The 23,346-nt window shown below is 74.9% G+C and carries 22 protein-coding genes; 11 read left to right on the top strand and 11 right to left on the bottom strand.

Translation table 11 applies throughout. From position 1 onward, the window contains the following. Positions 1-300: 300 nt before the first annotated feature. The gene (gene ppk1 / locus AMPC_RS15840) at positions 301-2,511 is read right to left on the bottom strand and encodes a polyphosphate kinase 1 (RefSeq protein WP_248342386.1); all 2,211 of its coding nucleotides are present in this window, start codon (positions 2,509-2,511) and stop codon (positions 301-303) included. A gap of 335 nt (positions 2,512-2,846) precedes the next feature. Between ppk1 and AMPC_RS15835 the strand changes: the two genes are divergently transcribed. The 3 genes from AMPC_RS15835 to AMPC_RS15825 all read left to right on the top strand — a co-directional run bounded on the left by AMPC_RS15835 (position 2,847) and on the right by AMPC_RS15825 (position 5,542). Continuing rightward, on the top strand, positions 2,847-3,068 hold the full coding sequence (locus AMPC_RS15835) for a hypothetical protein (protein ID WP_248342385.1): 222 nt from the start codon (positions 2,847-2,849) through the stop codon (positions 3,066-3,068). 79 nt (positions 3,069-3,147) lie between these two features. Continuing rightward, a complete protein-coding gene (ilvD, locus tag AMPC_RS15830) occupies positions 3,148-4,824 on the top strand; it encodes a dihydroxy-acid dehydratase (RefSeq protein ID WP_248342384.1) in 1,677 nt (558 codons plus the stop codon). A gap of 97 nt (positions 4,825-4,921) precedes the next feature. Continuing rightward, positions 4,922-5,542, top strand: coding sequence for a hypothetical protein (locus tag AMPC_RS15825; protein ID WP_248342383.1), 621 nt, complete (start codon positions 4,922-4,924; stop codon positions 5,540-5,542). Between the two features lie 19 nt (positions 5,543-5,561). Here AMPC_RS15825 and AMPC_RS15820 read toward each other — a convergent pair whose 3' ends face one another. The 3 genes from AMPC_RS15820 to AMPC_RS15810 form a co-directional block, all read right to left on the bottom strand. Continuing rightward, the gene (locus AMPC_RS15820; RefSeq protein ID WP_248342382.1) at positions 5,562-5,879 is read right to left on the bottom strand and encodes a hypothetical protein; all 318 of its coding nucleotides are present in this window, start codon (positions 5,877-5,879) and stop codon (positions 5,562-5,564) included. A gap of 117 nt (positions 5,880-5,996) precedes the next feature. Continuing rightward, a complete protein-coding gene (locus AMPC_RS15815) occupies positions 5,997-7,634 on the bottom strand; it encodes an ABC-F family ATP-binding cassette domain-containing protein (protein WP_248342381.1) in 1,638 nt (545 codons plus the stop codon). Beyond that, complete coding sequence (locus tag AMPC_RS15810; RefSeq protein ID WP_248342380.1) at positions 7,631-8,368, bottom strand: spermine/spermidine synthase domain-containing protein; 738 nt, start codon at positions 8,366-8,368, stop codon at positions 7,631-7,633. Before AMPC_RS15810 ends, AMPC_RS15815 begins: the two co-directional genes overlap by 4 nt. Before the next feature lie 78 nt (positions 8,369-8,446). Here AMPC_RS15810 and AMPC_RS15805 point away from each other — a divergent pair, with 78 nt between their 5' ends. Continuing rightward, positions 8,447-9,325: a sugar diacid recognition domain-containing protein gene (locus AMPC_RS15805; RefSeq protein WP_248342379.1), complete on the top strand. Its 879-nt coding sequence runs from the start codon at positions 8,447-8,449 to the stop codon at positions 9,323-9,325. A 32-nt stretch (positions 9,326-9,357) separates the two neighbouring features. Next, complete coding sequence (locus AMPC_RS15800) at positions 9,358-10,683, top strand: bifunctional ornithine acetyltransferase/N-acetylglutamate synthase (RefSeq protein ID WP_248342378.1); 1,326 nt, start codon at positions 9,358-9,360, stop codon at positions 10,681-10,683. Here AMPC_RS15800 and AMPC_RS15795 read toward each other — a convergent pair. Next, positions 10,680-11,684, bottom strand: coding sequence for an NAD-dependent epimerase/dehydratase family protein (locus AMPC_RS15795; RefSeq protein WP_248342377.1), 1,005 nt, complete (start codon positions 11,682-11,684; stop codon positions 10,680-10,682). The genes AMPC_RS15800 and AMPC_RS15795 overlap by 4 nt on opposite strands. Positions 11,685-11,822: 138 nt before the next feature. On the opposite strand from AMPC_RS15795, the gene AMPC_RS15790 reads away from it, so the two are divergent. Genes AMPC_RS15790 through AMPC_RS15780 form a run of 3 tightly spaced genes read left to right on the top strand, consistent with a single transcriptional unit; the run spans position 11,823 to position 14,388 of the window. Beyond that, complete coding sequence (locus AMPC_RS15790; RefSeq protein WP_248342376.1) at positions 11,823-12,803, top strand: energy-coupling factor ABC transporter permease; 981 nt, start codon at positions 11,823-11,825, stop codon at positions 12,801-12,803. Further along, positions 12,800-13,597, top strand: a complete 798-nt coding sequence (locus tag AMPC_RS15785) for an energy-coupling factor transporter transmembrane component T family protein (RefSeq protein ID WP_248342375.1) — start codon at positions 12,800-12,802, stop codon at positions 13,595-13,597. Before AMPC_RS15790 ends, AMPC_RS15785 begins: the two co-directional genes overlap by 4 nt. Further along, complete coding sequence (locus AMPC_RS15780; protein ID WP_248342374.1) at positions 13,594-14,388, top strand: energy-coupling factor ABC transporter ATP-binding protein; 795 nt, start codon at positions 13,594-13,596, stop codon at positions 14,386-14,388. Before AMPC_RS15785 ends, AMPC_RS15780 begins: the two co-directional genes overlap by 4 nt. 21 nt (positions 14,389-14,409) lie before the next feature. Here the strand turns inward: AMPC_RS15780 and AMPC_RS15775 are convergent, their stop codons facing one another. Beyond that, on the bottom strand, positions 14,410-15,264 hold the full coding sequence (locus tag AMPC_RS15775; protein WP_248342373.1) for an SDR family oxidoreductase: 855 nt from the start codon (positions 15,262-15,264) through the stop codon (positions 14,410-14,412). A gap of 93 nt (positions 15,265-15,357) precedes the next feature. Here AMPC_RS15775 and AMPC_RS15770 point away from each other — a divergent pair, with 93 nt between their 5' ends. Then, entirely contained in the window at positions 15,358-15,858 is a 501-nt protein-coding gene (locus AMPC_RS15770; protein WP_256466065.1) for a winged helix-turn-helix transcriptional regulator, read from the top strand. A 7-nt stretch (positions 15,859-15,865) separates the two neighbouring features. Here the strand turns inward: AMPC_RS15770 and nikR are convergent, their stop codons facing one another. Together nikR and AMPC_RS15760 are read right to left on the bottom strand one after the other, a co-directional pair. Beyond that, positions 15,866-16,285: a nickel-responsive transcriptional regulator NikR gene (gene nikR / locus AMPC_RS15765; RefSeq protein WP_248342372.1), complete on the bottom strand. Its 420-nt coding sequence runs from the start codon at positions 16,283-16,285 to the stop codon at positions 15,866-15,868. A 59-nt stretch (positions 16,286-16,344) separates the two neighbouring features. Then, entirely contained in the window at positions 16,345-18,408 is a 2,064-nt protein-coding gene (locus AMPC_RS15760) for a TonB-dependent receptor (RefSeq protein WP_248342371.1), read from the bottom strand. 136 nt (positions 18,409-18,544) lie between these two features. Between AMPC_RS15760 and AMPC_RS15755 the strand changes: the two genes are divergently transcribed. Further along, a complete protein-coding gene (locus AMPC_RS15755; protein WP_248342370.1) occupies positions 18,545-20,215 on the top strand; it encodes a YncE family protein in 1,671 nt (556 codons plus the stop codon). A 13-nt stretch (positions 20,216-20,228) separates the two neighbouring features. On the opposite strand, the gene AMPC_RS15750 is transcribed toward AMPC_RS15755, so the two are convergent. Genes AMPC_RS15750 through AMPC_RS15740 form a run of 3 tightly spaced genes read right to left on the bottom strand, consistent with a single transcriptional unit; the run spans position 20,229 to position 22,425 of the window. Next, entirely contained in the window at positions 20,229-21,347 is a 1,119-nt protein-coding gene (locus tag AMPC_RS15750) for a glutathionylspermidine synthase family protein (protein ID WP_248342369.1), read from the bottom strand. Positions 21,348-21,358: 11 nt separating this feature from the next. Then, entirely contained in the window at positions 21,359-21,763 is a 405-nt protein-coding gene (locus AMPC_RS15745; protein WP_248342368.1) for a hypothetical protein, read from the bottom strand. Next, positions 21,760-22,425, bottom strand: a complete 666-nt coding sequence (locus tag AMPC_RS15740; protein WP_248342367.1) for a hypothetical protein — start codon at positions 22,423-22,425, stop codon at positions 21,760-21,762. Before AMPC_RS15740 ends, AMPC_RS15745 begins: the two co-directional genes overlap by 4 nt. Positions 22,426-22,533: 108 nt before the next feature. On the opposite strand from AMPC_RS15740, the gene AMPC_RS15735 reads away from it, so the two are divergent. Beyond that, complete coding sequence (locus AMPC_RS15735) at positions 22,534-23,307, top strand: metallophosphoesterase family protein (RefSeq protein ID WP_248342366.1); 774 nt, start codon at positions 22,534-22,536, stop codon at positions 23,305-23,307. Positions 23,308-23,346: the final 39 nt, after the last annotated feature.

Below are 23,346 nucleotides of genomic sequence, written 5' to 3'. Positions count from 1 at the left end.
GTCCCCCGGGCGCCGCCGGGTGGCGCGCCGGGAGCAGCTTCCCAGAACCGGAGCGGAAGGTCACGCCGGCAGCGCTGCGCCTGCTGGCCGCCCCTCCCCTGCCCTCCCCGCCCGAGCGGGGAGGGAGTGCAGCGAGGCGCTCCGGGGCGGCGCGCCGCGAGGTGACCTCCTCCCCTCTCCCGCGGAGCGGGGGAGTGCAGCGAGGCGCCACGGGGCAGCGCGCCGCGAGGTGACCTCCTCCCCTCTCCCGCGGAGCGGGGGAGGGACAGGGAGGGGGCGCGACGCGAGGCGGGACCGATGCTACGTCCGCGGCGGCAGCGTGAGCGGCACCGCCGCGGCGAGCGGCCGGCGCGTGGCCGCGGTGGCGGGGTCGGGGGGCGCGGTGCGCAGGGTCCGGGCGGCGATGAGCGCGGCCTGGCTGTCCACCCGCGGCTCCCCCGGCGCCGGCGCGAGCCGCTCGTAGCTCGCGTCGGGCCGCATCTGGCGGGCCCGCGCGTTGTCGCGCAGGTAGGTCTCGAGGATGCCGTCCCGGACCTGCCGCACCAGCCCCGGGTCGATCACCGGGAAGAGGACCTCCACGCGCCGGTCGAGGTTGCGCGGCATGAGGTCGGCGCTCCCCAGGTAGACCTCCTCCTGCCCGCCGTTCTGGAACCAGTAGGCGCGGCTGTGCTCGAGGAAGCGGCCCACGATGCTGACCACGCGGATCCGCTCGCTCACCCCCGGCACGCCCGGGCGCAGGCAGCAGATGCCGCGCACGAGCAGGTCCACCCGCACGCCGGCCCGGCTCGCCGCGACGAGGAGGTCGATCATCTCCCGGTCCACGAGCGCGTTCATCTTGAAGATGAGCCGCGCCTCGCGCCCCGCCCGCGCGTGGCCGATCTCGCGCTGGATGAGCGCGGTGAGCCGCTCGCGCAGGTTCACCGGCGCGACCAGCAGCCGGCGCCAGTCGTGCTGGCGCGAGTAGCCGGTCAGGTAGTTGAAGAGCTCGGTCGCGTCCTCGCCGATCCGCTCGTCGGCGGTGAACAGCCCGAGGTCGGTGTAGAGCTGCGCCGTGACCGCGTTGTAGTTGCCGGTCGAGAGGTGGACGTAGCGCACGAGGCGCCCGCCCTCGCGCCGGATGACGAGGGCGATCTTGGAGTGGGTCTTGAAGCCGAGGAGGCCGTAGATGACGTGCACGCCCTCGCCCTCGAGCGCGCGCGCCCACCCGAGGTTGCTCTCCTCGTCGAAGCGGGCCTTCACCTCCACCAGCACCGCGACCTGCTTCTTGTTCTGGCTCGCCTCGAGCAGCGCCTCGACCACCGGCGAGTTGCGCCCCACCCGGTAGAGCGTCTGCTTGATGGCGACCACGTTCGGATCGCGGGCCGCCTGCCGCAGGAGCTCGACCACCGGGTCGAAGCTGTCGAAGGGGTGGTGCAGCAGCACGTCCTGCCGGCGGATGGCCGCGAAGAGGTCCTCGTCCTCGAGCCCCTGCAGCCGGGGCGGCGTGCCGGGGACGAAGGAGGGGAACTTGAGGTCCGGCCGATCCACCCCGCCGAGGGCCGAGAGCCCGGAGAGCGCCAGGGGCGGATCGACGGCGTAGATGTCGTGCGGGCCGATCTCCAGGTTGTCGGCGAGCAGCTCCCGCAGCCGCGCCGGGGTGGAGGGCGTCACCTCGAGCCGCACCACCGAGCCGAAGCGCCGGTCCCGCACGCTCTGCTGGACCGTCTCGCGCAGGTCGGCCGCCTCCATCTCCTGCAGCGCGATCTCGGCGCTGCGGGTGACGTGGAACGGGTGGACCTCGAGCACCTTGATGCCCGGGAAGAGCCGCTCGGCGTTGGCGGCGATGAGCTGCTCCAGCCAGACGAAGCCCTGGTGGTGCGGGGTCGCGCCGTCCATCTTGAGCATCGCCGAGCCGCGGCTCACCGGCACGAGCCGCGGGAGCGTGTCCGGGACCTTGATCCGGGCGAACCGCTCCTCGCCGTCGGGCCCGGCCACCAGCACCGCCAGGTTGAGGCTCAGGTTGGAGATGTGCGGGAACGGCCGGCCCGGGTCGAAGGCCAGCGGCGTCAGCACCGGGAAGACCATCTCCTCGAAGTAGGCGCGGGCCTGCGCCGCCTCCTTCTCGGTGAGCGCGGGGTAGTCGAGGAGCTGGATGCCGGCCTGGGCGAGCTGCGGCACGAGCTCGTTGTGCAGGCAGTCGCTCATCGCCCGCCCGAGCGCCAGCGCCTCGCGCCGGATCTCGGCCAGCTGCTGCGCCGGGGTGAGCCCGTCGGCAGTCGGCTCGGCGAAGCCGGCGGCGAGCTGCTGCTTCAGCCCGGCCACCCGGATCATGAAGAGCTCGTCGAGGTTGGAGGCGACGATGGCGAGGAACTTCACCCGCTCGAGCAGCGGGTTCTGCGGATCGCGCGCCTCCTCGAACACCCGGTGCTGGAAGCGGAGCAGGCTGAGCTCGCGGTTCACGTACAGCGGCGGCGGCGAGGGCGGCTCCGGCGCCGCCGGGCTCCCCTCCGGAAGGGTCTCTGCCTGGCTCACCCCCGGGATCTAACCGTCGGATCGAGCGACCGTCCAGCTTGCGGCCGGCGCGTGGGCGCGGGCTCCTCCTCCCCGGCATGGCCGGCCCGAGCTTCCAGGCCGCCCTGGACGCGCTCGCCGCGCGCCCCCGGCCCGGATGCGGCCGTCCGGTCCGACGGGGGCCGCGCCGACCCGGACGCCGGGTAGCAGCGCCCCTCGCCTGGGTGGCGAAGGCGCCCGGTCGAGATGGCCCAACCGTGGGGGATCTGCCCCAGGCCAAGCCCTTGAAACGCGGGACGTATGCGACCGTTTCGGCCGGATCCGGGCCGGCCCGGAGCGTGCAGAAGGAGGGAGGCATGAAACAAGCGCTCAACGCCATCTCCAAGGAGCTTGCCCTCGAGTTCCACCTCGACGAGGGCGCGGTGCGCCGCAGCATGCGCAAGGCGCTCGTCCGGAGCGCCGCCCGCGATCAGGACGAGGCCGAGCTGCAGGCCTACGCCCGCCAGTTCTGCGCCAGCGACGAGGACGCGCAGCTCTTCGTGCTGAGCGTGAAGAAGGGCGACTGCTTCGACGCCTGACCCCTGCCGGGCGAGCAGGCGGCTGCGCCCCCGCGAGCGTCGATTGACATCCCCCCGCCCCGCGGGTCAGGAATGTCGGATGCGCAGCGACACGATCAAGAAGGGGTTCGAGCGGGCCCCCCACCGCAGCCTGCTCCGGGCCACCGGGCTCGGCGACGCCGACTTCGGCAAGCCCTTCATCGGCATCGCCAACAGCCAGATCGACATCATCCCCGGGCACATCCACCTGCGCGAGTACGGGCGCATCGCCAAGGAGGAGATCCGCAAGGCCGGGGGCATCCCCTTCGAGTTCAACACCATCGGCGTGGACGACGGCATCGCCATGGGCCACGAGGGCATGCGCTACAGCCTGCCCAGCCGCGAGCTCATCGCCGACTCCATCGAGACGGTGATGAACGCCCACAGCCTCGACGCGCTCCTCTGCATCCCGAACTGCGACAAGATCGTGCCCGGCATGATCATGGGCGCGGCGCGGGTGGACGTGCCCACCGTGTTCGTCTCCGGCGGCCCGATGAAGGCCGGCAAGAAGAAGGACGGCACCGCCATCGACCTCACCACCGCCTTCGAGGCGGTCGGGATGCGGGCGCGCGGCCAGATGACCGACGAGGAGCTCTACGAGATCGAGTGCGGCGCCTGCCCCGGCGCCGGCTCCTGCTCCGGCATGTTCACCGCCAACTCGATGAACGTGCTCTGCGAGGCCATGGGCATCGCCCTGCCCGGCAACGGCACCGCCCCGGCGCTCACCCCGGAGCGCGAGGCGCTGGTGCGGCGCGCCGCGCGGCGGGTGGTGGAGATCGCCCTCGACGAGCGGTTCCGCTTCCGGCGCATCCTGAACGACGACGCGGTCCACAACGCCTTCGTGGTGGACATGGCGATGGGCGGCTCCACCAACACCGTGCTCCACATGCTCGCCATCGCGCGCGAGGCGGGCGTCGCGCTCGACCTCCGGCAGATCGACCAGGTGGCCCGCAAGGTGGCCCACATCGCCAAGATCGCCCCCTCGCTCTCGACGGTGCACATCGAGGACGTCCACGACGCCGGCGGCGTGCCGGCGGTGCTGGCCGAGGTGGCGCGCCGCGGCGACGTGGTCCGCACCGGGGCCCTCACCGTCACCGGCGAGACCGTGGGCGAGCGGATCGCCGGGGCGCGCATCAAGAACCCCGAGGTGATCCACTCCCTCGAGAACGCGTACTCCGACGTGGGCGGGCTGGCGGTGCTCTTCGGCAACCTGGCCGAGGACGGCGCGGTGGTGAAGACCGCCGGCATCCAGCCCTCGATGCGCCGCTTCACCGGCAAGGCGGTCTGCTTCGACTCGCAGGACGACGCCGTGGCCGGGATCATGGCCGGCAAGGTGACGCCCGGCTCGGTGGTGGTGATCCGCTACGAGGGGCCGAAGGGCGGGCCGGGCATGCAGGAGATGCTCTCGCCCACCAGCCTCATCATGGGCATGGGGCTCGGGGAGAGCGTGGGGCTCGTCACCGACGGCCGCTTCTCCGGCGCCACCCGCGGCGCCTGCGTGGGCCACGTCTCGCCCGAGGCGGCGGAGGGCGGCGCCATCGCCCTCGTGGTGGACGGCGACCCCATCACCATCGACGTGGAGGAGCGGGTGCTCGTCCTCGGCGTGGACGAGGCCGAGCTGGCGCGACGGCGCGCCGCGTTCCAGCCGAGGAAGCGGGAGGTCCGGTCGAAGTGGCTGCGCCGCTACGCGGCGCAGGTCACCAACGCGGCCAGCGGGGCGGTGCTCGAGGCGGAGTAGCGGGGCGGCGCGGGCTCCCTCCCGGAAGTGTGCCGCCCCAAGCGCGGAGTCGCGGCGGGACGGGGGCGTGTCCACCGTCCAGGGCTCCCGAGCCCCCATGCCCCTCGTCGACCTCCCCGGCGGCACCGATCCCGCGACGGCGCAGCACGCGCCGGACCCGGCCTGGACGCGCTTCGTCCACGCGTTCGTGAACGTCTCCTCGCGGTTCCGCGCCGAGCGGCCCGAGGTGGCCGCCTCGATCGAGCGGCAGGGCGCGCTCGCGTGGGTCCTCTACGTCTGCGCGGCGAACCGCCCGCGGCTCAGCGTGCCGGTGGCCGGGCTGCCCGAGTTCCGCCGCTCCGGCATCGAGGGGCTGCTCGGGACGGGCGAGCTCGTGGCCTGCTCCTCCCCGCGCGGCAGCGCCTTCGTCTCCCCGGCCATCCTGCTCGACGCCGCCCGGCAGCTCCCGCGCGAGTGGCAGGAGCGGCTCCTCACCGGCGACCCGGTGGCCTCGGTCTTCGGCGCCTGGCGGGAGCGGGCCCCGGCGCCGCGGCCGCTCACCGCGGTGGCGGTGGACCTCCTCGCGGCGGCGGGGGACCCCGAGGCGGCGGCCCGGCTCGCCGGGATCGCGGCGGCGATGGGGCTCGAGGACGTGGCCGCGCTCGCCCGGGGGGCGGTGCGCGGCGCGCGGGGGGTGGAGCGCGGCGGGGGCGTCGGGGCCGGCGCGCCGGCCCCGTAGCGCACCGGGCTACCGCGCCCTACGTGCGGTTGCCGTTGTGCTTCGCGCGGTAGATCTGGCGCGAGGTGCGGTTCTCCTCGCGGTTGATCCTGGCCTTCTCGGCCGGGGTGAGCTTCCCGCCGTTCTGGGCCCGGTCGCGCCGGATCTCACGGCGGATCCTGGCCTCCTTGCGCTCCAGCCGCGCGGTCTCCCGCGGCGTGAGCTGGCCAGACTCCACCCCCTCGGCGATGCGGCGCTGCTGGTTCTCCTGGCGCGCGTCCACCTCTGCGGCGAGGGCGGGGACGGAGAGGGAAGCGACGAGGGCGGCGGCGGCGAGCTTCGCGGCGAGGGTCTTCACGGGGCGTCTCCCTTCGAGATGGGGGGCTGCTGCGAGAGGGACGCAGCGGGCCCCTGCCGCATTCAACCCCTCGCGGCCGCCCCGGTTGCGGCGCGCGAGCGCCCAGGGTCGCGAGCCCTAGGACCGCTTCGTCGCGCTCCGGAGCCCCGGCGCCTCGTGGCCGCTGCGGGCCACGTACTCGCGGTAGCCGCCGCCGTAGGGGATGGCCCCCTCCGGCGTGAGCTCCAGCACCCGGTTCGACAGCGCCGAGAGGAAGCGCCGGTCGTGGGAGACGAAGAGCATCGTCCCCTCGTAGCCCTGGAGCGCCCGCACCAGCATGTCCTTCGTGGCGGCGTCGAGGTGGTTGGTCGGCTCGTCGAGCACGAGGAAGTTGGGCGGGTCGTAGAGCATCTGCGCCAGCACCAGCCGCGCCTTCTCGCCGCCGGAGAGCACCCGGCACTGCTTCTCGATCTCGTCGCCCGAGAAGCCGAAGCAGCCGGCGAGGGTGCGCAGCGAGCCGATCGACGACTTGGGGAAGGCGTCCTGGAGCGTCTCCCAGACCGTCTTCTCCGGCGAGAGCAGCTCCATGGCGTGCTGGGCGAAGTAGCCCATCTTCACGCTCGCGCCGACCGTGACGGCGCCCTGGTCGGGCTGCGACTCGCCGGCCACCAGCTTGAGGAGCGTGGACTTGCCGGCGCCGTTCGCGCCCATCACCGCCCAGCGCTCGCCCCGGCGGACGAGGAAGTCGAAGCCCTCGTAGATCTTGCGCGCGCCGTAGCCCTTGGTGACGCCGGCGAGCTTGGCCACGTCCTCGCCGGAGCGGGGCGCCTGGCGGAACTCGAACTCGACCGTCTTGCGCACCTTGGGCGGCTCGACCTTCTCGATCTTGTCGAGCTTCTTCACCCGGCTCTGCACCTGGGCGGCGTGGGAGGCCCGCGCCTTGAAGCGCTCGATGAAGGCCAGCTCCTTCTTGAGCATCGCCTGCTGCCGGTCGAACTGCGCCTGCTGGTGGGCGTCGGCGATCGCCCGCTCCTTCTCGTAGAAGTCGTAGTCGCCCGAGTAGCTGTTGAGCTCGCCGCCGTCGATCTCGATCACCTTCGAGATGATCCGGTTCATGAACTCGCGGTCGTGCGAGGTCATGAGGAGCGCGCCCGGGTAGCCCTTCAGGAACTCCTCGAGCCAGATGATCGACTCGAGGTCGAGGTGGTTGGTCGGCTCGTCGAGCAGCATGGCGTCCGGCCGCATGAGGAGGATGCGCGCCAGCGCGACGCGCATCTTCCAGCCGCCGGAGAGCGCGCCGACGTCGCCGTCCATCATGGCGTCGCTGAACCCGAGGCCGGCCAGGATCTCGCGGGCGCGCGCCTCGAGCCCGTAGCCGCCGAGCTCGTCGAAGCGGGCCTGCACGTGGCCGAACCGCTCGACCAGCGCCTCGAGCTCGTCGGCCCGCGCCGGGTCGGCGAGGGCGTGCTCGAGCTCGGCCAGCTCGGCGGCGACGGCGGAGACCGGGCCGGCGCCGTCCATGGTCTCGGCCACGGCGGAGCGCCCCTTCATCTCGCCCACGTCCTGGCTGAAGTGGCCCACGGTGACGCCGCGGTCGATGGAGACCTGGCCCTCGTCGGGCTCCTCCTCGCGCGTGACCAGCCGGAAGAGCGTGGACTTGCCGGCGCCGTTCGGGCCGACGAGCCCCACCTTCTCGCCGCGCTGGACGACGGCGGAGGCCTCGAGGAACAGGATCTGGTGGCCGTGCTGCTTGGCGATGGAGTCGAAGCGGATCAAGGCCGGCGCTTCGTAGCACGCCGCGGCGCCTGCGCGCCACCCGCGCCGCCCCGGGGCGCGACCGGCCGCCCGGCCGCCTTCTTGGCCACGAACACCACGTGCTTCTGTCCGCCGCCCTGGCGCGCCGGCACCACCTCGGCGCGGGCGTCGAAGCCGGCGCGGGTGAGCCGGGCCAGGTAGGCCTCGTCGGGCCCGGCCGACCAGACCGCCAGCACGCCGCCGCCGCGCAGGGCGTCGCGGCAGGCCTCGATGCCCTTGCGCAGGTAGAGCTTCTGGTTGCCGGCGTGGGCGAGCGCGGAGGGGCCGTTGTCCACGTCGAGGACGATGGCGTCGTAGGCCCCCTTCGCCTCGGCGATCCGGCCGAGCACGTCCCCGACCTGCAGCCGCGCCCGGGCGTCGTCGAGCGGCCGGCCGGCGAGGTGCGCGACGTGGTCGCGGTTCCAGCCGGCGAGCTCGGGGGAGAGCTCGGTCACCACCACCTTGGCGTCCGGCGGCAGCCGGTCGAGCAGCGCCCGCAGCGTGAAGCCGAGGCCGAGCCCGCCGAGCAGCACGGCCCGCGGGCGATCGACCCGGCGCAGCGCCAGCGCGGCGAGCGCCTCCTCCGAGCCGTGCACGCGCGACGACATGAGCACGTGCCCGCCGGCCCGCACCACCCACTCCTCCCCCCGCCGGGCGAGCACGAGCTCCGTCCCGTCGGGCGCGCGCGCGCGATCCACCGTCTCCCAGGGCTGCATGGCGCGGGTTCTACCACGCGGCTGGCGGAAGGGTGCGGGGCCGTGCCATGATCCCGGCCCACCCCGGGGAACAAGACCATGACCCTCGGTCCCGACTTCTGGCGCCTCGCCGACCGCTTCCTCGAGTTCCTCCGGGCCGAGACCGGCTTCCCCCTCATCATCTGCGACGAGACCGGCACCATCGTGAAGGCGGTGGACCGGAGCCGCATCGGCCAGAAGCACGCCGGGGCGCAGCGCATCCTCCGCGGCGAGGTGGACGAGGCGGCGGTCACCGCCGAGGAGGCGGCCGCGAACCCGCTGGTGCGGGAGGGCTACAGCTGCCCGGTGGTGGTGGACGGCCGGCGCGCCGGGACCTTCGGCATCACCGGCCCGCTCGCGCTGTCGAAGCCGCTCGCCCGGGTGGCCGCGACCGTGCTCGCCGCCTGGGTGGAGGAGCTCGACCAGCAGCGCCGGCTGCAGGACGCCGCGAGCAAGGTGTCGGGCGGGGTGCAGGGGCTCGTGGCGCGGCTCGGGACGCTCGCCCGCGAGTCGTCGGAGCTGGTCGAGGGCATGGAGAAGGCGGCCGGCGCCGCCCGCGAGCGGCTCGCCGCCACGGACGACGTGGTGAGCGGGGTCCAGCAGATCGCGCTCCAGAGCCGGATCCTGAGCATCAACGGGGCGGTGGAGGCGTCGCGCGCCGGGGAGCGGGGCCGGGCCTTCGCCGTCATCTCGAAGGACATGCTCCGGCTCGCCGAGGACGCCCGCGGCGCGGCGGGCGACGTGCAGAAGACCCTCTCCGACGCGCGCGAGGCGATCGGCAGCCTCGACGGCGCCATCGCCCGCGCCGCCGCGGGCACGAAGGAGCAGCTCGCGAGCCTGGCCGAGGTGGGCCAGCTCATCGGCGGGCTGCGGGCGGCGGTGGACGGGCTCGCCGCCTCGCTCCGGCAGGACGGGGCGCCCGGCGCGCCGCGCCGTTGACCGGGCGGGCCGGCCGGGGGTAGAGGCTCCGCATGTACTCCACCGCCCTCACCTTCCAGAGCGCCGCCGCGCACCGCGCCTGGCTCGAGACCCAGTCCCGGCTGCCGAAGGGCTTCCGCACCGGCACCGCCTCCCTCGAGTTCGCGCCGGTGGAGGTCCCGTCGAAGCGGGCCCGCATGAACCTCTCGCTCGTCGCCCTGGAGCGCCCGAGCGCGGCCTTCGCCGCGGCGTTCACGCGGAACGCCTTCCCGGGCGCGCCGGTCCTGGTGGGCCGCCGGCGGCTCGCCGAGCCCCGGCTCGGGGCGCTCGTCGTCAACAACAAGGTCTCGAACGTCTGCGCCCCCGGCGGCGAGGCGGCGGCGGAGCGGATCTGCGCCGAGGCGGCCCGGCTCCTGGGGATGGCGCCCACCGAGGTGCTCCCCTCCTCCACCGGCGTCATCGGCTGGCGGCTGCCGGTCGAGGCCATGCTCGCGGCGCTGCCGGCCGCGGCCGGCGCGCTGCAGGGCGAGAGCGCGCTGCCGCTCGCCGAGGCGATCATGACCACCGACCTCTACCCCAAGGTCCGCCGCGCCGAGCTGCCCGGCGGCGCGAGCCTGGTCGGGGTGGCCAAGGGGGCCGGGATGATCGAGCCCGACCTCGCCACCATGCTGGTCTTCCTCCTCACCGACGCCGACCTGCCGCGCGAGGAGCTGCGCGCCGCGCTCGCCGAGGCGAACGAGGCGAGCTTCAACTGCATCTCCATCGACTCCGACACCAGCACCTCCGACACCGTGGCGCTGGTCTCCTCCGCCGCCGGGCCGAAGGTGGACGCCGCCGCCTTCCGGGCCGCGCTCCGCCAGGTCTGCCGCGACCTCGCCGAGGACGTGGTCCGCAACGGCGAGGGGGTCCACCACGTCATCCGGGCGCGGCTCGAGGGCGCGCCCGACGCCCGGGCGGCCCGCGCGCTCGGCAAGTCGCTCGTGAACTCGCCCCTGCTCCAGTGCGCCGTGGCCGGCAACGACCCGAACCTCGGCCGGATCCTCTGCGCCATCGGCAAGCTGGCCGGGCGCGAGGGGATGCCGCTCGACCCGGCCCGCGTCCGCATCGCGGTGGGCGGCGAGGTGGTCTTCGAGGGCGGCGCGATGCGGCTCGACCCGGAGAAGGAGCAGCGGCTCGTGGCCCACCTCAAGGCCGCGGAGATGTACGCGAGCGCGCCGCCGCCGGACGGGCTCACCTTCCAGCCGCCGCACCGGCACCCGCCGCACGAGCGCTGCGTCGAGATCGCGGTGGCGCTCGGGATGGGCGACGGCGCCTGCGAGGTGCTGGGCGCCGACCGCACCCACGAGTACGTGACCGAGAACGCGGACTACCGGAGCTAGCCCAGCAGCTCCGCCGCCAGCGCGAGCTCGTCCCCGCGCCGCTCGGCGCCCGGCGGCGCGTCCTCGGGCGGGTGTGCGAGCCAGCTCGCCACGATCCGCCCCAGGTACGAGGCGAGCGGCTCGTGCCGGAAGCCGAGCGCGTCGCGGGCGCGCGAGGGATCGAGGAAGCTCATCCAGGCGCCGCTGAAGGGCGAGAGGAGGAGCGGGTCGAGCCCGCGCGCGCGGAGGAGCTCGGCCGGCGCGGCTGCGAGCGGCGACGCCGAGCCGAGGAGGTCGCGGAGCGCGGCCACGAGCTCGCGCAGGGTCGGGGTCTCCTCCTGGGCCAGGTTGTAGGCCTGCCCGAAGGTCTCCGGCCGCCCGGCGGCGAGCGCCAGGAACCGGGCCACCTCGCCGCCGTAGACGTGGCGCGTGGCGTGCCCGCCGCCGTCGGGGAGGAGCACCGGGCCGCCCTGCCCGAGCCGCCAGAGGTAGCGCTCGATGCGCCGGTAGTAGTCGCGCTCGCCGTTCACCATGGGGATGCGCACCACCGTGACCGGGAAGCCGCGCGCCGCGTGGGCGGCCCGGAGCGCGTCCTCGTAGCCGCGCTTGCCGACGCCGTACTCCCACTCGGCGAGCTCCTCCGCCTCGGCGGGGCGGGCCATCACCGGCCCGTCGTAGTCGGCCTCCCGCGCCGGCCGCGGCGCCCCCTCGCGCACCAGGTAGACCTGCCCGGTGGAGACGGCGAGGTAGTGGCCCACCCGGCCGTCGAGCAGCTCCGCCGCGCGCCGCCCGTCCTCGGCGGTGTAGCCCGCGAAGTCGAAGACGGCGTCGAAGCTCCGGCCCCGGAGCGCCTCGCCGAGGGCGGGCCCGGTCCGGTCGGCGCGGAGCTTCTCCACCTCGGGGCCGAAGGGGTCGGCGAGGGTGCCGCGGTTGAGCACCGTCACCTCGTGACCGCCGGCGAGGAGCCGGCGCGCCAGGAGGTAGCCGACGAAGCGGGTCCCGCCGATGAGGAGCGCGCGCATGGGGGGCGAGTGTAGCGGAAGGCGGCGCGGCGCGGCCGCCCCCGAGGCCCCAACGTCCTTGACCAGCCGGCCCGCCAGGCATACGAGTGTCGTTCTCGTGCTACGGCTCCCGCCGCGGCCGCCCGACCGACCATGCACATGGCCGACGCCCTGCTCTCGCCCTCCGTGGGCCTCGCGTTCGACGCGGCGGCCGGGCTGCTCGTGGCGGGCGCGGCGCGCCGGCTCTCGCGCGAGCCCGACCAGGCCCGCCGGGTGCCGCTCATGGGCGTGCTCGGGGCGTTCGTCTTCGCCGCCCAGATGGTGAACTTCGCCATCCCGGGGACCGGCTCCTCCGGCCACCTCGCCGGCGGGCTCCTCCTCTCGGTCCTGCTCGGGCCGAGCGCGGCGCTGGTGGTGATGGCCTCGGTGCTGCTGGTGCAGGCGCTCTTCTTCGCCGACGGCGGCCTGCTGGCCCTCGGCTGCAACCTCTTCAACATGGGCGTCTGGCCGGCCCTCCTCGGGCTCCCGCTGCAGCGCAGGCTCGCGGGGGACGCCCCCGGCCCGGCGCGGCTCACCCTCGCCTGCCTCGCCCCGGCCCTGCTCGCCGCCGAGCTCGGCGCGCTCGGCGTGATGGTGGAGACGCAGCTCTCCGGCCGCGCCGACCTCCCCTTCTCCCGCTTCGCCGCGCTCATGCTCGGCGTCCACCTGCCCATCGGCGCCGTCGAGGGACTGGTCACCGCCGGCATGATCCGCTTCGCCTCGCGCCTCGGCGCGACCGGCCCGGCGCCGGCCCCGGCCGCGGGGCGGCTGCCGCTCGCGCCCACCGTCCTCGCCCTCGCGGTGTTCACGGGGTGCGTGGGCGCCTGGTTCGCCTCGGCGCGGCCCGACGGGCTCGAGTGGGCGCTGGCGCGCTCCGGGGCCGCGGTGCGCGAGGACGGCGCGGCGCACGCGGCGCTGCGGGCGGTGCAGGCCCGCACCGCGCTCCTCCCCGACTACGCCCTGCCCGCGCGCGCGCCCGGCTCGGCGCGGCTCGGCACCTCGCTCGCCGGCGGGCTCGGGCTCCTCGCCACCCTGGGCCTGGTGGGCGGCGCCGCCGCGCTCCTGCGCCGCGGGCGCGCCGGCCGGAGCGACGCCCGGTGAGCCGGGTCGCCGCGCGCGAGCTCGATCGCCTCGGATACGCCGACAGCCCCGTCCACCGGCTCGACGCGCGCGCCAAGCTCCTCGTCGCCGCCGCGCTGGTGCTCGCGGTGAGCTCCTTCCCGCGCTACGAGGTGGCGGGGCTCCTGCCCTTCTTCGCGGTGCCGGTGGCGCTCGGGCTCGGCGGCCGGGTGGCGCCGCGCCCGGTGCTGCGGCTCGTGCTGGCGGCGAGCCCGTTCGCGCTGCTGGTCGGGCTCGCGAACCCCTTCCTCGACACCGCGCCGGCGGCGCACGTCGCCGGCGTGGCGGTGCGCGGGGGCGTGCTGTCGCTGCTCTCGATCCTGCTCCGGTTCGCCCTCTGCACGAGCACGCTCCTCCTCCTCGTCGCCACCACCTCCATGCCGCGGCTGGTGCGCGGGCTCCGGCTCCTCGGGACCCCGGCGGCGCTCACCACCCAGCTCCAGTTCCTCTACCGCTACCTCTTCCTCCTGGTCGCCGAGGGGGAGCGGCTCCAGGCGGCGCGGCTCCTGCGCGAGCCCCGGCGAAGGCTGCCCCGGCTCGCCACCGCCCGCGGCATGCTCTTCACCCTGCTCCGCCGGACCTGGGATCGCGGCGAGCGCGTCTACCGCTGCATGCAGGTGCGCGGCTTCCAAGGCGAGCTCCCCTCGCTCGCGACCGAGCGGTTCCGGGCCCGCGACGCCGCGTTCCTCGCGCTCGGGGTCACCTTCTGCGCCGCCGCCCGGCTCCTGCCGCTCTCGCGCTGGGCCGGCGAGGCGCTCCTCTCGAGGCTCTCGTGACCGGTCCCGCTCCCGCCCCCGGCGCCCGCCCCGCCGAGCTCGTCGCGCTCGAGGGCGTCGCCTTCCGCTACCCCGACGGCACCGAGGCGCTGCGCGGCGTGGACCTCCGGCTCGGCGAGGGGGAGCGGCTCGGCCTGGTGGGGCCGAACGGCGCCGGCAAGACCACCCTCATCTCGCTCCTCGCCGGGCTGGTGGAGCCCTCCGCCGGGACGGCGCGGGTGGCCGGGCTGCCGCTCGCGCCGGCGTCGCTCCCCGAGATCCGGGCCCGCACCGGCTTCCTCTTCAACGACCCCGACGACCAGCTCTTCATGCCCACGGTGCTCGAGGACGTGGCCTTCGCGCCGCTCGCCGCCGGGGTGCCGCCCGCCGAGGCCGAGGCGCGCGCGCGGGCCGCGCTCGAGGAGATGGGGGCGGGCCGCCTCGCCGGCCGCTTCCCGGGGCACCTCTCCTCGGGCGAGAAGCGGGCGGTGACGCTCGCCGGCGCGCTCGTCACCGGGCCCCGGCTCCTCGTGCTCGACGAGCCGACCGCCTTCCTCGACCCCTACGCCCGCCGCCAGCTCCTGGGGCGGCTCTCGCGGCTCGAGCAGGGGCTGCTCGTGGTGACGCACGACCTGGAGCTCGTGGTGGAGCTCTGCCCGCGGGTGGCGGTGCTCGACGGCGGCCGGGTGGTGGCCGACGGCCCGACCGCCGCGGTGCTCGGGGACGAGCGGCTCATGGCGGCGCACCGGCTCGAGACGCCGCACATCCTCAAGCACCGCCACCCGCACGGGGGCGCGCTGCGCGGCGGCTGAGCGAAGGCGCGGCGCCTCGCGTCAGCGCCCCAGCCCCGCCTTCACCGCCGCCGCGAGCGAGGTGGTGGGGCGGCCGATGAGGCGACGCAGCTCGCCCGTCCGGTCGTCGAGCTCGCCGCGGGAGGCGCCCAGGTCGGAGTCGACGAGCAGCTCCACGAACGGGCCGGGCAGCCCGGCCGCGGTGAGCACCTTGCGGTACTCCTCCGGCGGCAGGTCGGCGTAGGCGATGGTCCGGCCGAGCTGGCGCGAGACCTCGGCCGCGAGCTCGGCCAGCGTGAAGGGGGCGTCGCCGGCGAGCTCGTAGGCCTTCCCCTCGTGGCCCGCGCCGGTGAGCACCTCGACCGCGGCGGCCGCGTAGTCGGCCCGGGAGGCGGCGGCGATGCGGCCCTGCCCGGCGCAGCCGGCGATGGCCCCGTGCGCCAGCGCCGGCCCGAGGTTCTCGGTGTAGTTCTCGAGGTACCAGCCGTTGCGCAGGAAGACGAACGGCAGGCCGGAGGCGCGGACGAGCTCCTCGGTGCCCTTGTGCTCCGGGGCGAGCCCGAGGGTGGAGCGGTCGGCCCGGAGCAGGCTCGTGTAGGCGAGGAGCGCCACCCCGGCCTTCCGCGCCGCCTCCACCACCGCCCGGTGCTGCGGCAGCCGCTCGCCGACGGCGCTCGACGAGATGAAGAGCACCTTGTCGCCGGCCTGGAAGGCCGCCTGCAGGGTGCCGGGGCGGGTGTAGTCGGCCTCTCGCACCTGCACGCCGCGGGCGGCGAGGTCGGCCGCCTTCTCGGGGTGGCGCACGGCCGCCGCGATCTCGCGGGCGGGCACCTTCTGGAGCAGCGCCTCGACCGCGTGGCGGCCCAGCTTTCCGGTGGCTGCGGTGACGACGAACATGGGGTCTCTCTCCTTGCAAGGGGTTGGTCTGGAGCGGAACCTAACGCTGACACTCACTTTGCGAAAGTACCTACCTTTTGGTAAGTTACTGACATGATCGAGACGAGGCGCAGCGGCCACCTGGCCCGGGCGATGAACCGGAACGCATTGCCTCGCCGCGGCGATCTCTACGCGCCCGCCTGCCCGTCGCGGGGGGTGCTCGACCACGTGACCAGCCGCTGGGGCGTGCTGGTGCTGGTGGCGCTGCTCGAGTCCACGCACCGCTTCAGCGAGCTCCGGCGCAAGGTGGCGGGCGTGAGCGAGAAGATGCTCGCCCAGACGCTCCAGGCGCTCGAGCGCGACGGCTTCGTCCTCCGGGAGGTCTACCCGGTCATCCCGCCCCGGGTGGACTACAGCCTGACGCCGCTCGGGCGCGAGGTGGCCGGGCACGTGGAGGCGCTGACCGACTGGATCGAGGAGCGCCTCCCGCGCATCCTGGAGCACCGTGCGCGGCACGAGGAGCACCGTGCGCGGCACGAGGAGCACCGCGCGCGGCAGGAGGACGCCCGCGCCGGGCACGAGGCGCCGCGGCCCCGGCCCGCGCGGCGGGCCTAGCGGCGGGCTACTTCAGCTCCTGCCCCGTCGTCGCCGGGACCACCTTCCCGTAGCGCACGCCCTTGGTGCTCACCAGGCTCTCGCCCATCCGCAGGATCTCCTTGGCCTTGCCGCGGAGCACCAGCACCTCGAGGCAGTTGTGGTGGTCCATGTGGACGTGGAGCGCCGAGACCACCGCGAGGTGGTTCTCATGCTGGATGTGGGTGAGCTTCTGCGCCAGGCTCGACGAGTCGTGGTCGTAGACCAGCGTGACCACCGCCACCCGCTCCTCGTCGCCCCGCGCCTCCGACCAGCCGCGCGCCACGAGCTGCTCGCGGATGAGGTCGCGGATCGCCTCGGAGCGGTTCTCGTAGCCCTTCTCCTCGATGAGCCGGTCGAACTGCGCGAGCAGGTCGTGCTCCAGCGAGATGCCGATGCGCTCCAGCATGCAGGTGCCTCCGCGAAGATGCCTACCAGCGCCTCCGATCGGGCGCAACCGCGCGCCGGCTAGAAGAGCACCGCCACCGTGGCCCGGGCGCTCCGCGGCTCGGCGGGGTGGAAGTGGACGTCGGCCACGCCGGCGGCCGGCTCCCCCTTCGAGCGCGAGACGTAGAAGTAGGCGATGTCGTCCACCCGGCTGTCGAGCAGGTTGAAGACGTCGAGGGTGAGCCGGACGTGCTCCCCGAGCCGGTAGGCGAGCTGCGCGTTCACGGTGGTCGAGGCCGAGGAGCGCACGCGGTCGTCCTCGACGAGCGGGCGCGGGCCGAAGTGGCGCAGGAAGGCGCTCGCCGACCAGGGGCCGAGCGCGTGGACGGTCGCGCCGGCGGAGACCGCGGTCTCGATGGAGCCGGGGACGTGGTCGCCGGCCGGATCGGGGTCGGTGAAGCGGGCGCGCGACCAGGCGAGGTCGAGGTCGAAGAGGAGCCAGCGCAGGGGCTCGTAGCGCACGCTCCACTCGAGCCCCTGCCGGCGCGAGGGGCGCGAGGGCTCGGTGGTGCCGGCGTCGCCGGTGAAGAGGAGTTCCGAGTCGAGGTCGAGCCGCCAGAGCGAGAGCGAGGTCTGCATGCGCGGCACGAGCTCCGTCCGGATCCCCAATTCGCCGCCGCGCGTCTGCACGAGCGGGGTCACCGGCTGAACCCGCTCGCCGGTGGCGGGATCGACGGTGGTGGTGACGCCGCGGGCATCGTTGGAGTGGAAGCCGTACCCGAAGTTGGCGAAGAGCTCGGTCTGTGCCCAGGGGCCGAGCACCAGGGACGCCTTGGGCGACGCGCGGCCAGCGCTGGCGTGCCCGCCGTTGCGAGGATCGCTGCTCGCGACGTCGAAGAGGTAGCCGTCGTAGCGCGCGCCCACGATCGCCCGCAGCCAGGGCGTGAAGGCGGCGTCGAGCGACCCGTAGAGCGCCCCGCTCGCCTCCCAGACCCGGTCCTCGCGCGTGGTCTCGAGCCGGACGCGCGCCGCCGTGTGATAGAGCCCCACCGGCGCGATCCGCTCGAGCCGCCCCTCCCAGCCGAGCTCCGCCTGCAGCCGCGCGCCGGCGAGCGCGCCGAGCCACCGCCAGCTCCCGGAGGTGCCGTAATACCAGCGGTCGTCGCGCTGCTCGAACTGGTCCCCGTGCACGGGATCGTCGAGGAAGTAGGTGAAGTCGGAGAAGAGGTCGAGATCGTACTTCACCGCGTAGGCGTTGGCGCGCAGCACGCCGCCGAGGAGCGGCTCCTCCAGGCTCGCGGAGAGGCCGTACCGGTGTGAGCTGCCGCCGCTCGTCGGATCGACCGCGCCGTAGCGGTCGAGCGCGCCCGAGACCACGGCGCGCAGCGGGATCTGGTCGGTGGCGTCCCAGGTGCCGGCGTAGGCGGTCGCCTCGACCGAGACCTTCCCCGCGCCGAGCGGATGGGTGTAGCGCAGCACGCCGCTCACGCGCCGGTAGTCGTCGGGGTGCACCCAGGGCCCGTCCTCGTGGGCGTACTCGAACCCGTAGAGGAGCCGGCCGCCCGCGAGCTCCGGCGAGCCGGCGGCGACCGCCCGCCGGTAGCCGAGCGTGCCGAGGGTGGCCTGGAAGAGCGTCTCCGGGAGCGCCTCGGCGTAGTGGAGGTCGGCCGCCCCCGCGGAGGCGAAGTCGCCCTTCGAGGCGAAGTAGGGGCCCTTGAAGTAATCGACGTGATCGACGAGCTCGGGGATGAGCGGGTTCAAGTCGGTGTAGCCCTGGCCGTGCGCGTGGGTGCGCAGGTTGAGCGGCACGCCGTCCAGGGTGGTCGCGAAGTCGGTGCCGTGGTCGAGGTTGAAGCCGCGCAGGAAGTACTGGTTGGCCTTGCCGGCGCCGCTGTGCTGGGTGATGACCAGCCCGGGCACGAGCTCGAGCACCTCGCCCGGGCGCAGGATGGGCCGGTCCTCCACCAGCTGCTGGGTCACCGTCCCGGCGCTGGCGGCGTCGGAGCTGCCGATCCTGTCCTCGTAGTGCAGCACCACCACCGCCTCCGGCAGCTCGATCGGCTCACCCGAGACTTCGAGCGCCCGCGCCGGAACCGAGACGAGCGCCGCGGCCGCGAGGAAGAACAGTTCGGCATACGACTTCATGAATCGTGCTACTAACACGAAGCCGGGCGCCGGCTTCCATGGAATCCGCCCCCGCGATGCGCTCCCGTACCTACGGTCAATTTGTCCTTCCTCTCTCCCTCACCGGCCGGTACAAGGCGGCGAAGGGGGGAGTCTCATGCGCGCTGCGCTTCTCGTCGGGCTCGGCCTGGGCTGCTGCCTCGCGGGCTGTGGCGGCTCCAGCTCGAACGTTCCGGACGACGTCCTGGACCACGACGCATCCGGCCCGTTCGTCGGCCGCTGGATTGGCACCATGCATTCGGGCGCCAGCAGCGGGTCCGCAGCGCTGGACGTCTCGACCACGGGGCGGAACGCGCTCACCTTCCCGGGGTTCTGCCGGGACGGCAAGGGGCCGGCCGCGCGCGTGACCTCCGACACCGCCATCACCGTCGGCGCCCATACCTGCACGATTCCCGGCAGGAACTGCACGTACACCTGGGAGATCCACAGCGGCTACGGCAGCCTGACCGATGGGAGCTTCTCCGTCACGTTCGACGGTTCCATCGGGGGCTGCGGCATCACGACGCAGGTGGCGACCCTCACGTTCACGGGGCGGCAGGACGGCCCTCCGACAGCTCAGGTCGCAAACGCGAGCGTGACCACGCCGCCGGGCGCGCCGGTGACCCTCGACGCCAGCGCCAGCTCCGACCCCTACGGCCGTTCGCTCTCCTTCTCCTGGAACCTGACCCAGCAGCCCATGGGCGGCGATGGCGCGATCATCGGCGCCGCGACCGCCAAGCCCTCCTTCAGCGCCACCGTCACGGGGAGCTACACGCTCCAGGTGACGGTCACCGCTGACGACCACCAGAGCGCCACCGCCTCGGTGACGGTCATCGTCGGGCCGGCCGGGCAGAGGATGACCGCCCTCTCGCACGGGGTGCTGCTCGCCGAGTACAGCCGCGCCCTCGATCGCCTGGTGATGGCCGACGCGGCCTCTCGGGCGCTCTACGTCCAGGACCCGGCGACCGGGGCGGAGAAGAGCGTCGCGCTGCCGCTCGCGCCGCAGTGCCTGAGCCTGAGCCCGGACGGCCTTCATGCCGTCATCGGGCACGACGCCTGGCTCTCGTATGTGGATCTCTCGGGACCCGCGCTCCTGAACACGATCCCGGTCACCACCGACGTCGGCACCTGCGTGCTGGCCGGCAACGGATGGGCCTACCTCTTCCCGCGCAGCGACACCTCGGCCGGGATCCGCGCGATCGAGCTGGCCACCGGCGCCGAGACGAAGATCGGCGCGTACCTGACCGACCCGCCCGCCAGCGCGCGCCTCCACCGCGACGGGGACCGGATGTACGTCGGGATCAGCGGCGGGGTCCAGCGCTGGAACGTCTCCACCAGCACGGTGACGCACGTCTGGGACTCGAGCTGGGGGAACTTCTGGGCCCCCGCCAGGATCTGGATGAGCGGGGATGGCAACCGGATCTACACCTCCTCCTCCACGACGCTGCGCGCCGATGAGACCCAGTCCCTGGATCTTGCCTACGGGGGCGCGCTGCCAGGGCTCAGCGCGGTGACCCACCTCGACGACTGCGCCTCCGAGCTCGCGGCCATCCCGGCCAGCCCCTCCTACGGATCTTGGGCCCTCGACGGCACAGTCGAGCTCCTGAACGCCACCTACCTCGGCCCCACCCGGAGCATCACGCTGCCGTACTGGAACGTGGGCGCCAACTCGTTCCCGACGCACGGCCGCTTCGTCTTCTACGGAGCGGGCTGCTCGAAGAAGTACGTGGTCGTCCAGGCCGACCCGGCGGCCGGCCTGAGCCAGGACACGGCGGTGCTCACCTACTGAGCGCCGTCGCCGGCTACCGGATCCGGTGCGGCACGAACCGGCTCCGGTCGTCGGTGATGGGGCCGTCGCCCTCGCGGATCCCGATCCCGGCCGCCTCGCCCTGCACGAGCCAGCTCCCCACGACCGGCCACTTGCCGTCGTGCGGCTCGAGCCGGGCTCGCGCCTGGTAGACGAACCCCTCGCGCGAGAAGGCGGCCCGCTCGCCGCCGGCCACCGCGCGCCCGCCCTCGAAGAGCGTCACCTCGGCCCCCTCGCGGCCGTAGAGCGCCTTGCGCGCGTAGCGGTCCATGCCGTGCGGCTCGAAGAAGGCCGGGAGCAGGTTCGGGTGATCGGGGAAGAGCTCCCAGAGCACCGCCAGGATCCCCTTGCCGCTCAGGATCATCTTCCAGGGCGGCTCGACGAAGGTGGTCGCCGCCTCCGGGAGGTGGGCGCCGAAGGGCTCGGCGAAGAGCCACTCCCACGGGTAGAGCTTGAAGAGCGACGCGATCGGCGCGCCCTCGAGGTCCACGAAGGTGCGGCGGCGGGCGTCCCAGCCGAGGTCGCGGACCTCGATGAAGCGCGTCTCGAGGCCAGCCTGGGCGGCGGTATCCTGGAGGTAGCTCGCGGTGAGGACGTCCTCCGGGAGGTCGAGCGCCGAGAAGTGGAGGGGCCCGGGCAGGTAGGGGGCGAGGTCCTTCCAGCCGGCCACCAGCCGCTCGTGGATCGAGTCGAGCTGGTCGGCGCCGGGCGAGGTCTCCTCGAGCCAGCGCCACTGCAGCACCGCCGCCTCGATGAGGGCGGTGGGGGTGTCGGCGTTGTACTCGAGGAGCTTGGGCGGCCCCTCGCCGACCGCGAGGTCCATGCGGCCGTAGATGGAGGGCGCCCCCTGGCCGTCGAGCGCGTTCCAGGAGCGCTCGATGAGCGGCACCGCCAGCTCGGGGATCCCGAGCTTCGGGTAGAGCCGCTCGCCGATGACGTGCTCCACCGCCTCGAGGCAGCGGGCGTGCAGCTCGTTGGTGGCCGCCTCGAGCGCGTCGGCCTCGGCGGGCTCGAGCTCGTAGCAGGCCGACTCGTCCCAGTACGGGCCGTCGGGCGTGTGGATGGGAAAGCCGTCCCCCTCCAGCCGCGCCTGCCAGCCTGGGCGCGGCGCCACCTCCACCCGCCTCACGCGCCCGCCCCGTGCCCGGCGGCCCCCCCGTGGCCGGCGCCGGCGGCGTGCGCCGCGCCGGTGCCGCCGAAGCCGCCGCGCGACACGCCCCCCTCGCCCGCGTGGAAGCCGGCCGGCGCCGGCCCGCCGTACCCGCCGCCGCCCCAGCCGAAGCCCCACCCGTACCAGGGGCGCGGGTAGTAGACCCAGTGATAGCCGCCTCCCGCGGCCACCGGCGCGCCCGCGTCGGCGCCGTTCGAGGCGGTCCAGTCGTCGCTCGCGCCCGGGTGCTCGCAGCGCGCGTCGTCGGCGCGCCGCCCCTCGCCGTCCACGCAGGCCCGCCGCTGCGAGGGCCCGCAGCCGACGGCCGCGGCCGCGGCGAGGAGCAGCGAGAGCTCGAGGCGGGCGGTCCGGCGCCTCATGGATCGCAGACCAGCATGCCGTTCTCGCGGCGGCACTTCGGGTCCGGCGGGCGGTCCGCCGAGGGGCGGCCGGTCGCGAGGTCCACGGCGCGCTGGTAGTGGCTCTTCTCGGGCCCCTTGTCGGGCGCCGCCTCCGCGGGCTTCGCGGCGCGCTCGGCCGGCGCCGCGGCCGGCCCGGCGGCTCCGCTGCCGGCGGCGCTTGCCGCGGCGGCGGGCGGCGCCGCCGGCTCGACCGAGACGCTCCCCACCTCCGCGTCCACCGGCCGGGCGCGCTTCCGGAGCGCGGCGGGAACCTCGAACAGGTGGCCGTAGTGCACGCCGTCGGCGTCCTCCCACCGGTAGACGACGCCCTCGTCCGGATCGCCGGCGAGCCCCTTCGCCGGGGGCGCCGCGGCCGGCTTCGCGGCCGGCGCGAGCGGCTCGGGCGCGGCCGCCTCGGCCCGGGGCTCGCCGGGCGCCGCGGCGGGAGCGGGCGCGGCCAGGGCCGGCTCGGGGGCGGCCGCGGCGCCGGGCGGCGCAGCGTCGGGGGCGCTCGCGGCAGGCGCTGCGTCCGGGGCGGGCTGGGGTGAGACCGCGGCGGGGGCGGGCCTCTCGGCGCGGCGGCAGCCGGTGGCGCCGAGCCCCGCGAGCGCACAGAGGAGGAGGACGGGTCGGGTGGTCATCGGCCCCGCATCGTAGCAGCCCTACCCCATTTCCACCGCTCCGCCCGCCTCGCTGCGGGGCGGGCCGGTGGTTAGCTTCACCGACGAGCCGGGGGGCGGAGGAGCAGGGTGAGGGCGCTGGCGCACGTGTCGGACCTCCACATCGGTCGCGACGAGGCCACCGACGAGGCCGCCCGCCAGCTCTGCGCCGCGCTGCTCGCGGCGGATCTCGACGCCGTGCTGCTGACCGGCGACGTGACGCACCGCGGCCGGACCGCGGAGCTGCGCCGCTTCCGCGAGCTCTTCCGCCCGCTGCTCGCCACCGGCCGGGTGCTGCTCGTCCCCGGCAACCACGATCGGATGGGCGACGACGTGCGCCGGGCCTTCATGGACGGCGAGCGGGTGGCGGTGGCGCGCCTGCCGGGGCTCCACGCGATCCGCGTGGACTCGACCGCGCCCCACAACCGGAGCCTCGTCACCGGCCACGGCCGGCTCACCGCCGGCGACCTCGCGCGGGTGGAGCGCGCGGTGGCCGAGGCCGCTCCGGGCGCGCTCGTGGCGGTGATGCTCCACCACCACGTCATGCCGCTCCCCGAGGAGGACCTGGCGGAGCGGCTCGCCAGCTTCTTCGGCTGGCCGTTCGCCGACGAGCTGCGGCTCGGGGCGGCGCTCCTCGCCCGGCTGCGCGGCCGGTGCGACCTCGTGCTCCACGGCCACCGGCACGTCGCGAGCGGCGCCGCGATCGGCGAGGCGCGGCGGCCGCTGCGCGTGCTGAACGCCGGCAGCAGCACCGCCCTGCGGCAGGTCCGGGTCCTCGAGCACGAGGCGGGAGAGGTGGTGAGGGTGCAGTGGCTGGCGCTGCCCGGCGAGCACGCGCCGGCGCTCGCCCCCGCGGTGGCGTAGGCTGCCCCGGAGGCGGGGTCCCCGAGAGGTCCTTGGCCT

It is taken from the genome of Anaeromyxobacter paludicola (genome assembly GCF_023169965.1).
Lineage (GTDB): Bacteria > Myxococcota > Myxococcia > Myxococcales > Anaeromyxobacteraceae > Anaeromyxobacter_B > Anaeromyxobacter_B paludicola.
The sequence above is the reverse complement of the archived record's forward strand: the minus strand, read 5'-3'. Positions and strand labels throughout refer to the sequence as shown.

Bases quoted from the DNA above. Each gene is read 5' to 3' on its own strand.
- AMPC_RS15835 (WP_248342385.1), top strand. From the start codon at position 2,847: ATGAAACAAGCGCTCAACGCCATCTCCAAGGAGCTTGCCCTCGAGTTC.
- ilvD (WP_248342384.1), top strand. From the start codon at position 3,148: ATGCGCAGCGACACGATCAAGAAGGGGTTCGAGCGGGCCCCCCACCGC.
- AMPC_RS15825 (WP_248342383.1), top strand. From the start codon at position 4,922: ATGCCCCTCGTCGACCTCCCCGGCGGCACCGATCCCGCGACGGCGCAG.
- AMPC_RS15810 (WP_248342380.1), bottom strand. From the start codon at position 8,368: ATGCAGCCCTGGGAGACGGTGGATCGCGCGCGCGCGCCCGACGGGACG.
- AMPC_RS15805 (WP_248342379.1), top strand. From the start codon at position 8,447: ATGACCCTCGGTCCCGACTTCTGGCGCCTCGCCGACCGCTTCCTCGAG.
- AMPC_RS15800 (WP_248342378.1), top strand. From the start codon at position 9,358: ATGTACTCCACCGCCCTCACCTTCCAGAGCGCCGCCGCGCACCGCGCC.
- AMPC_RS15795 (WP_248342377.1), bottom strand. From the start codon at position 11,684: ATGCGCGCGCTCCTCATCGGCGGGACCCGCTTCGTCGGCTACCTCCTG.
- AMPC_RS15790 (WP_248342376.1), top strand. From the start codon at position 11,823: ATGGCCGACGCCCTGCTCTCGCCCTCCGTGGGCCTCGCGTTCGACGCG.
- AMPC_RS15775 (WP_248342373.1), bottom strand. From the start codon at position 15,264: ATGTTCGTCGTCACCGCAGCCACCGGAAAGCTGGGCCGCCACGCGGTC.
- AMPC_RS15770 (WP_256466065.1), top strand. From the start codon at position 15,358: ATGATCGAGACGAGGCGCAGCGGCCACCTGGCCCGGGCGATGAACCGG.
- nikR (WP_248342372.1), bottom strand. From the start codon at position 16,285: ATGCTGGAGCGCATCGGCATCTCGCTGGAGCACGACCTGCTCGCGCAG.
- AMPC_RS15760 (WP_248342371.1), bottom strand. From the start codon at position 18,408: ATGAAGTCGTATGCCGAACTGTTCTTCCTCGCGGCCGCGGCGCTCGTC.
- AMPC_RS15755 (WP_248342370.1), top strand. From the start codon at position 18,545: ATGCGCGCTGCGCTTCTCGTCGGGCTCGGCCTGGGCTGCTGCCTCGCG.
- AMPC_RS15745 (WP_248342368.1), bottom strand. From the start codon at position 21,763: ATGAGGCGCCGGACCGCCCGCCTCGAGCTCTCGCTGCTCCTCGCCGCG.
- AMPC_RS15740 (WP_248342367.1), bottom strand. From the start codon at position 22,425: ATGACCACCCGACCCGTCCTCCTCCTCTGTGCGCTCGCGGGGCTCGGC.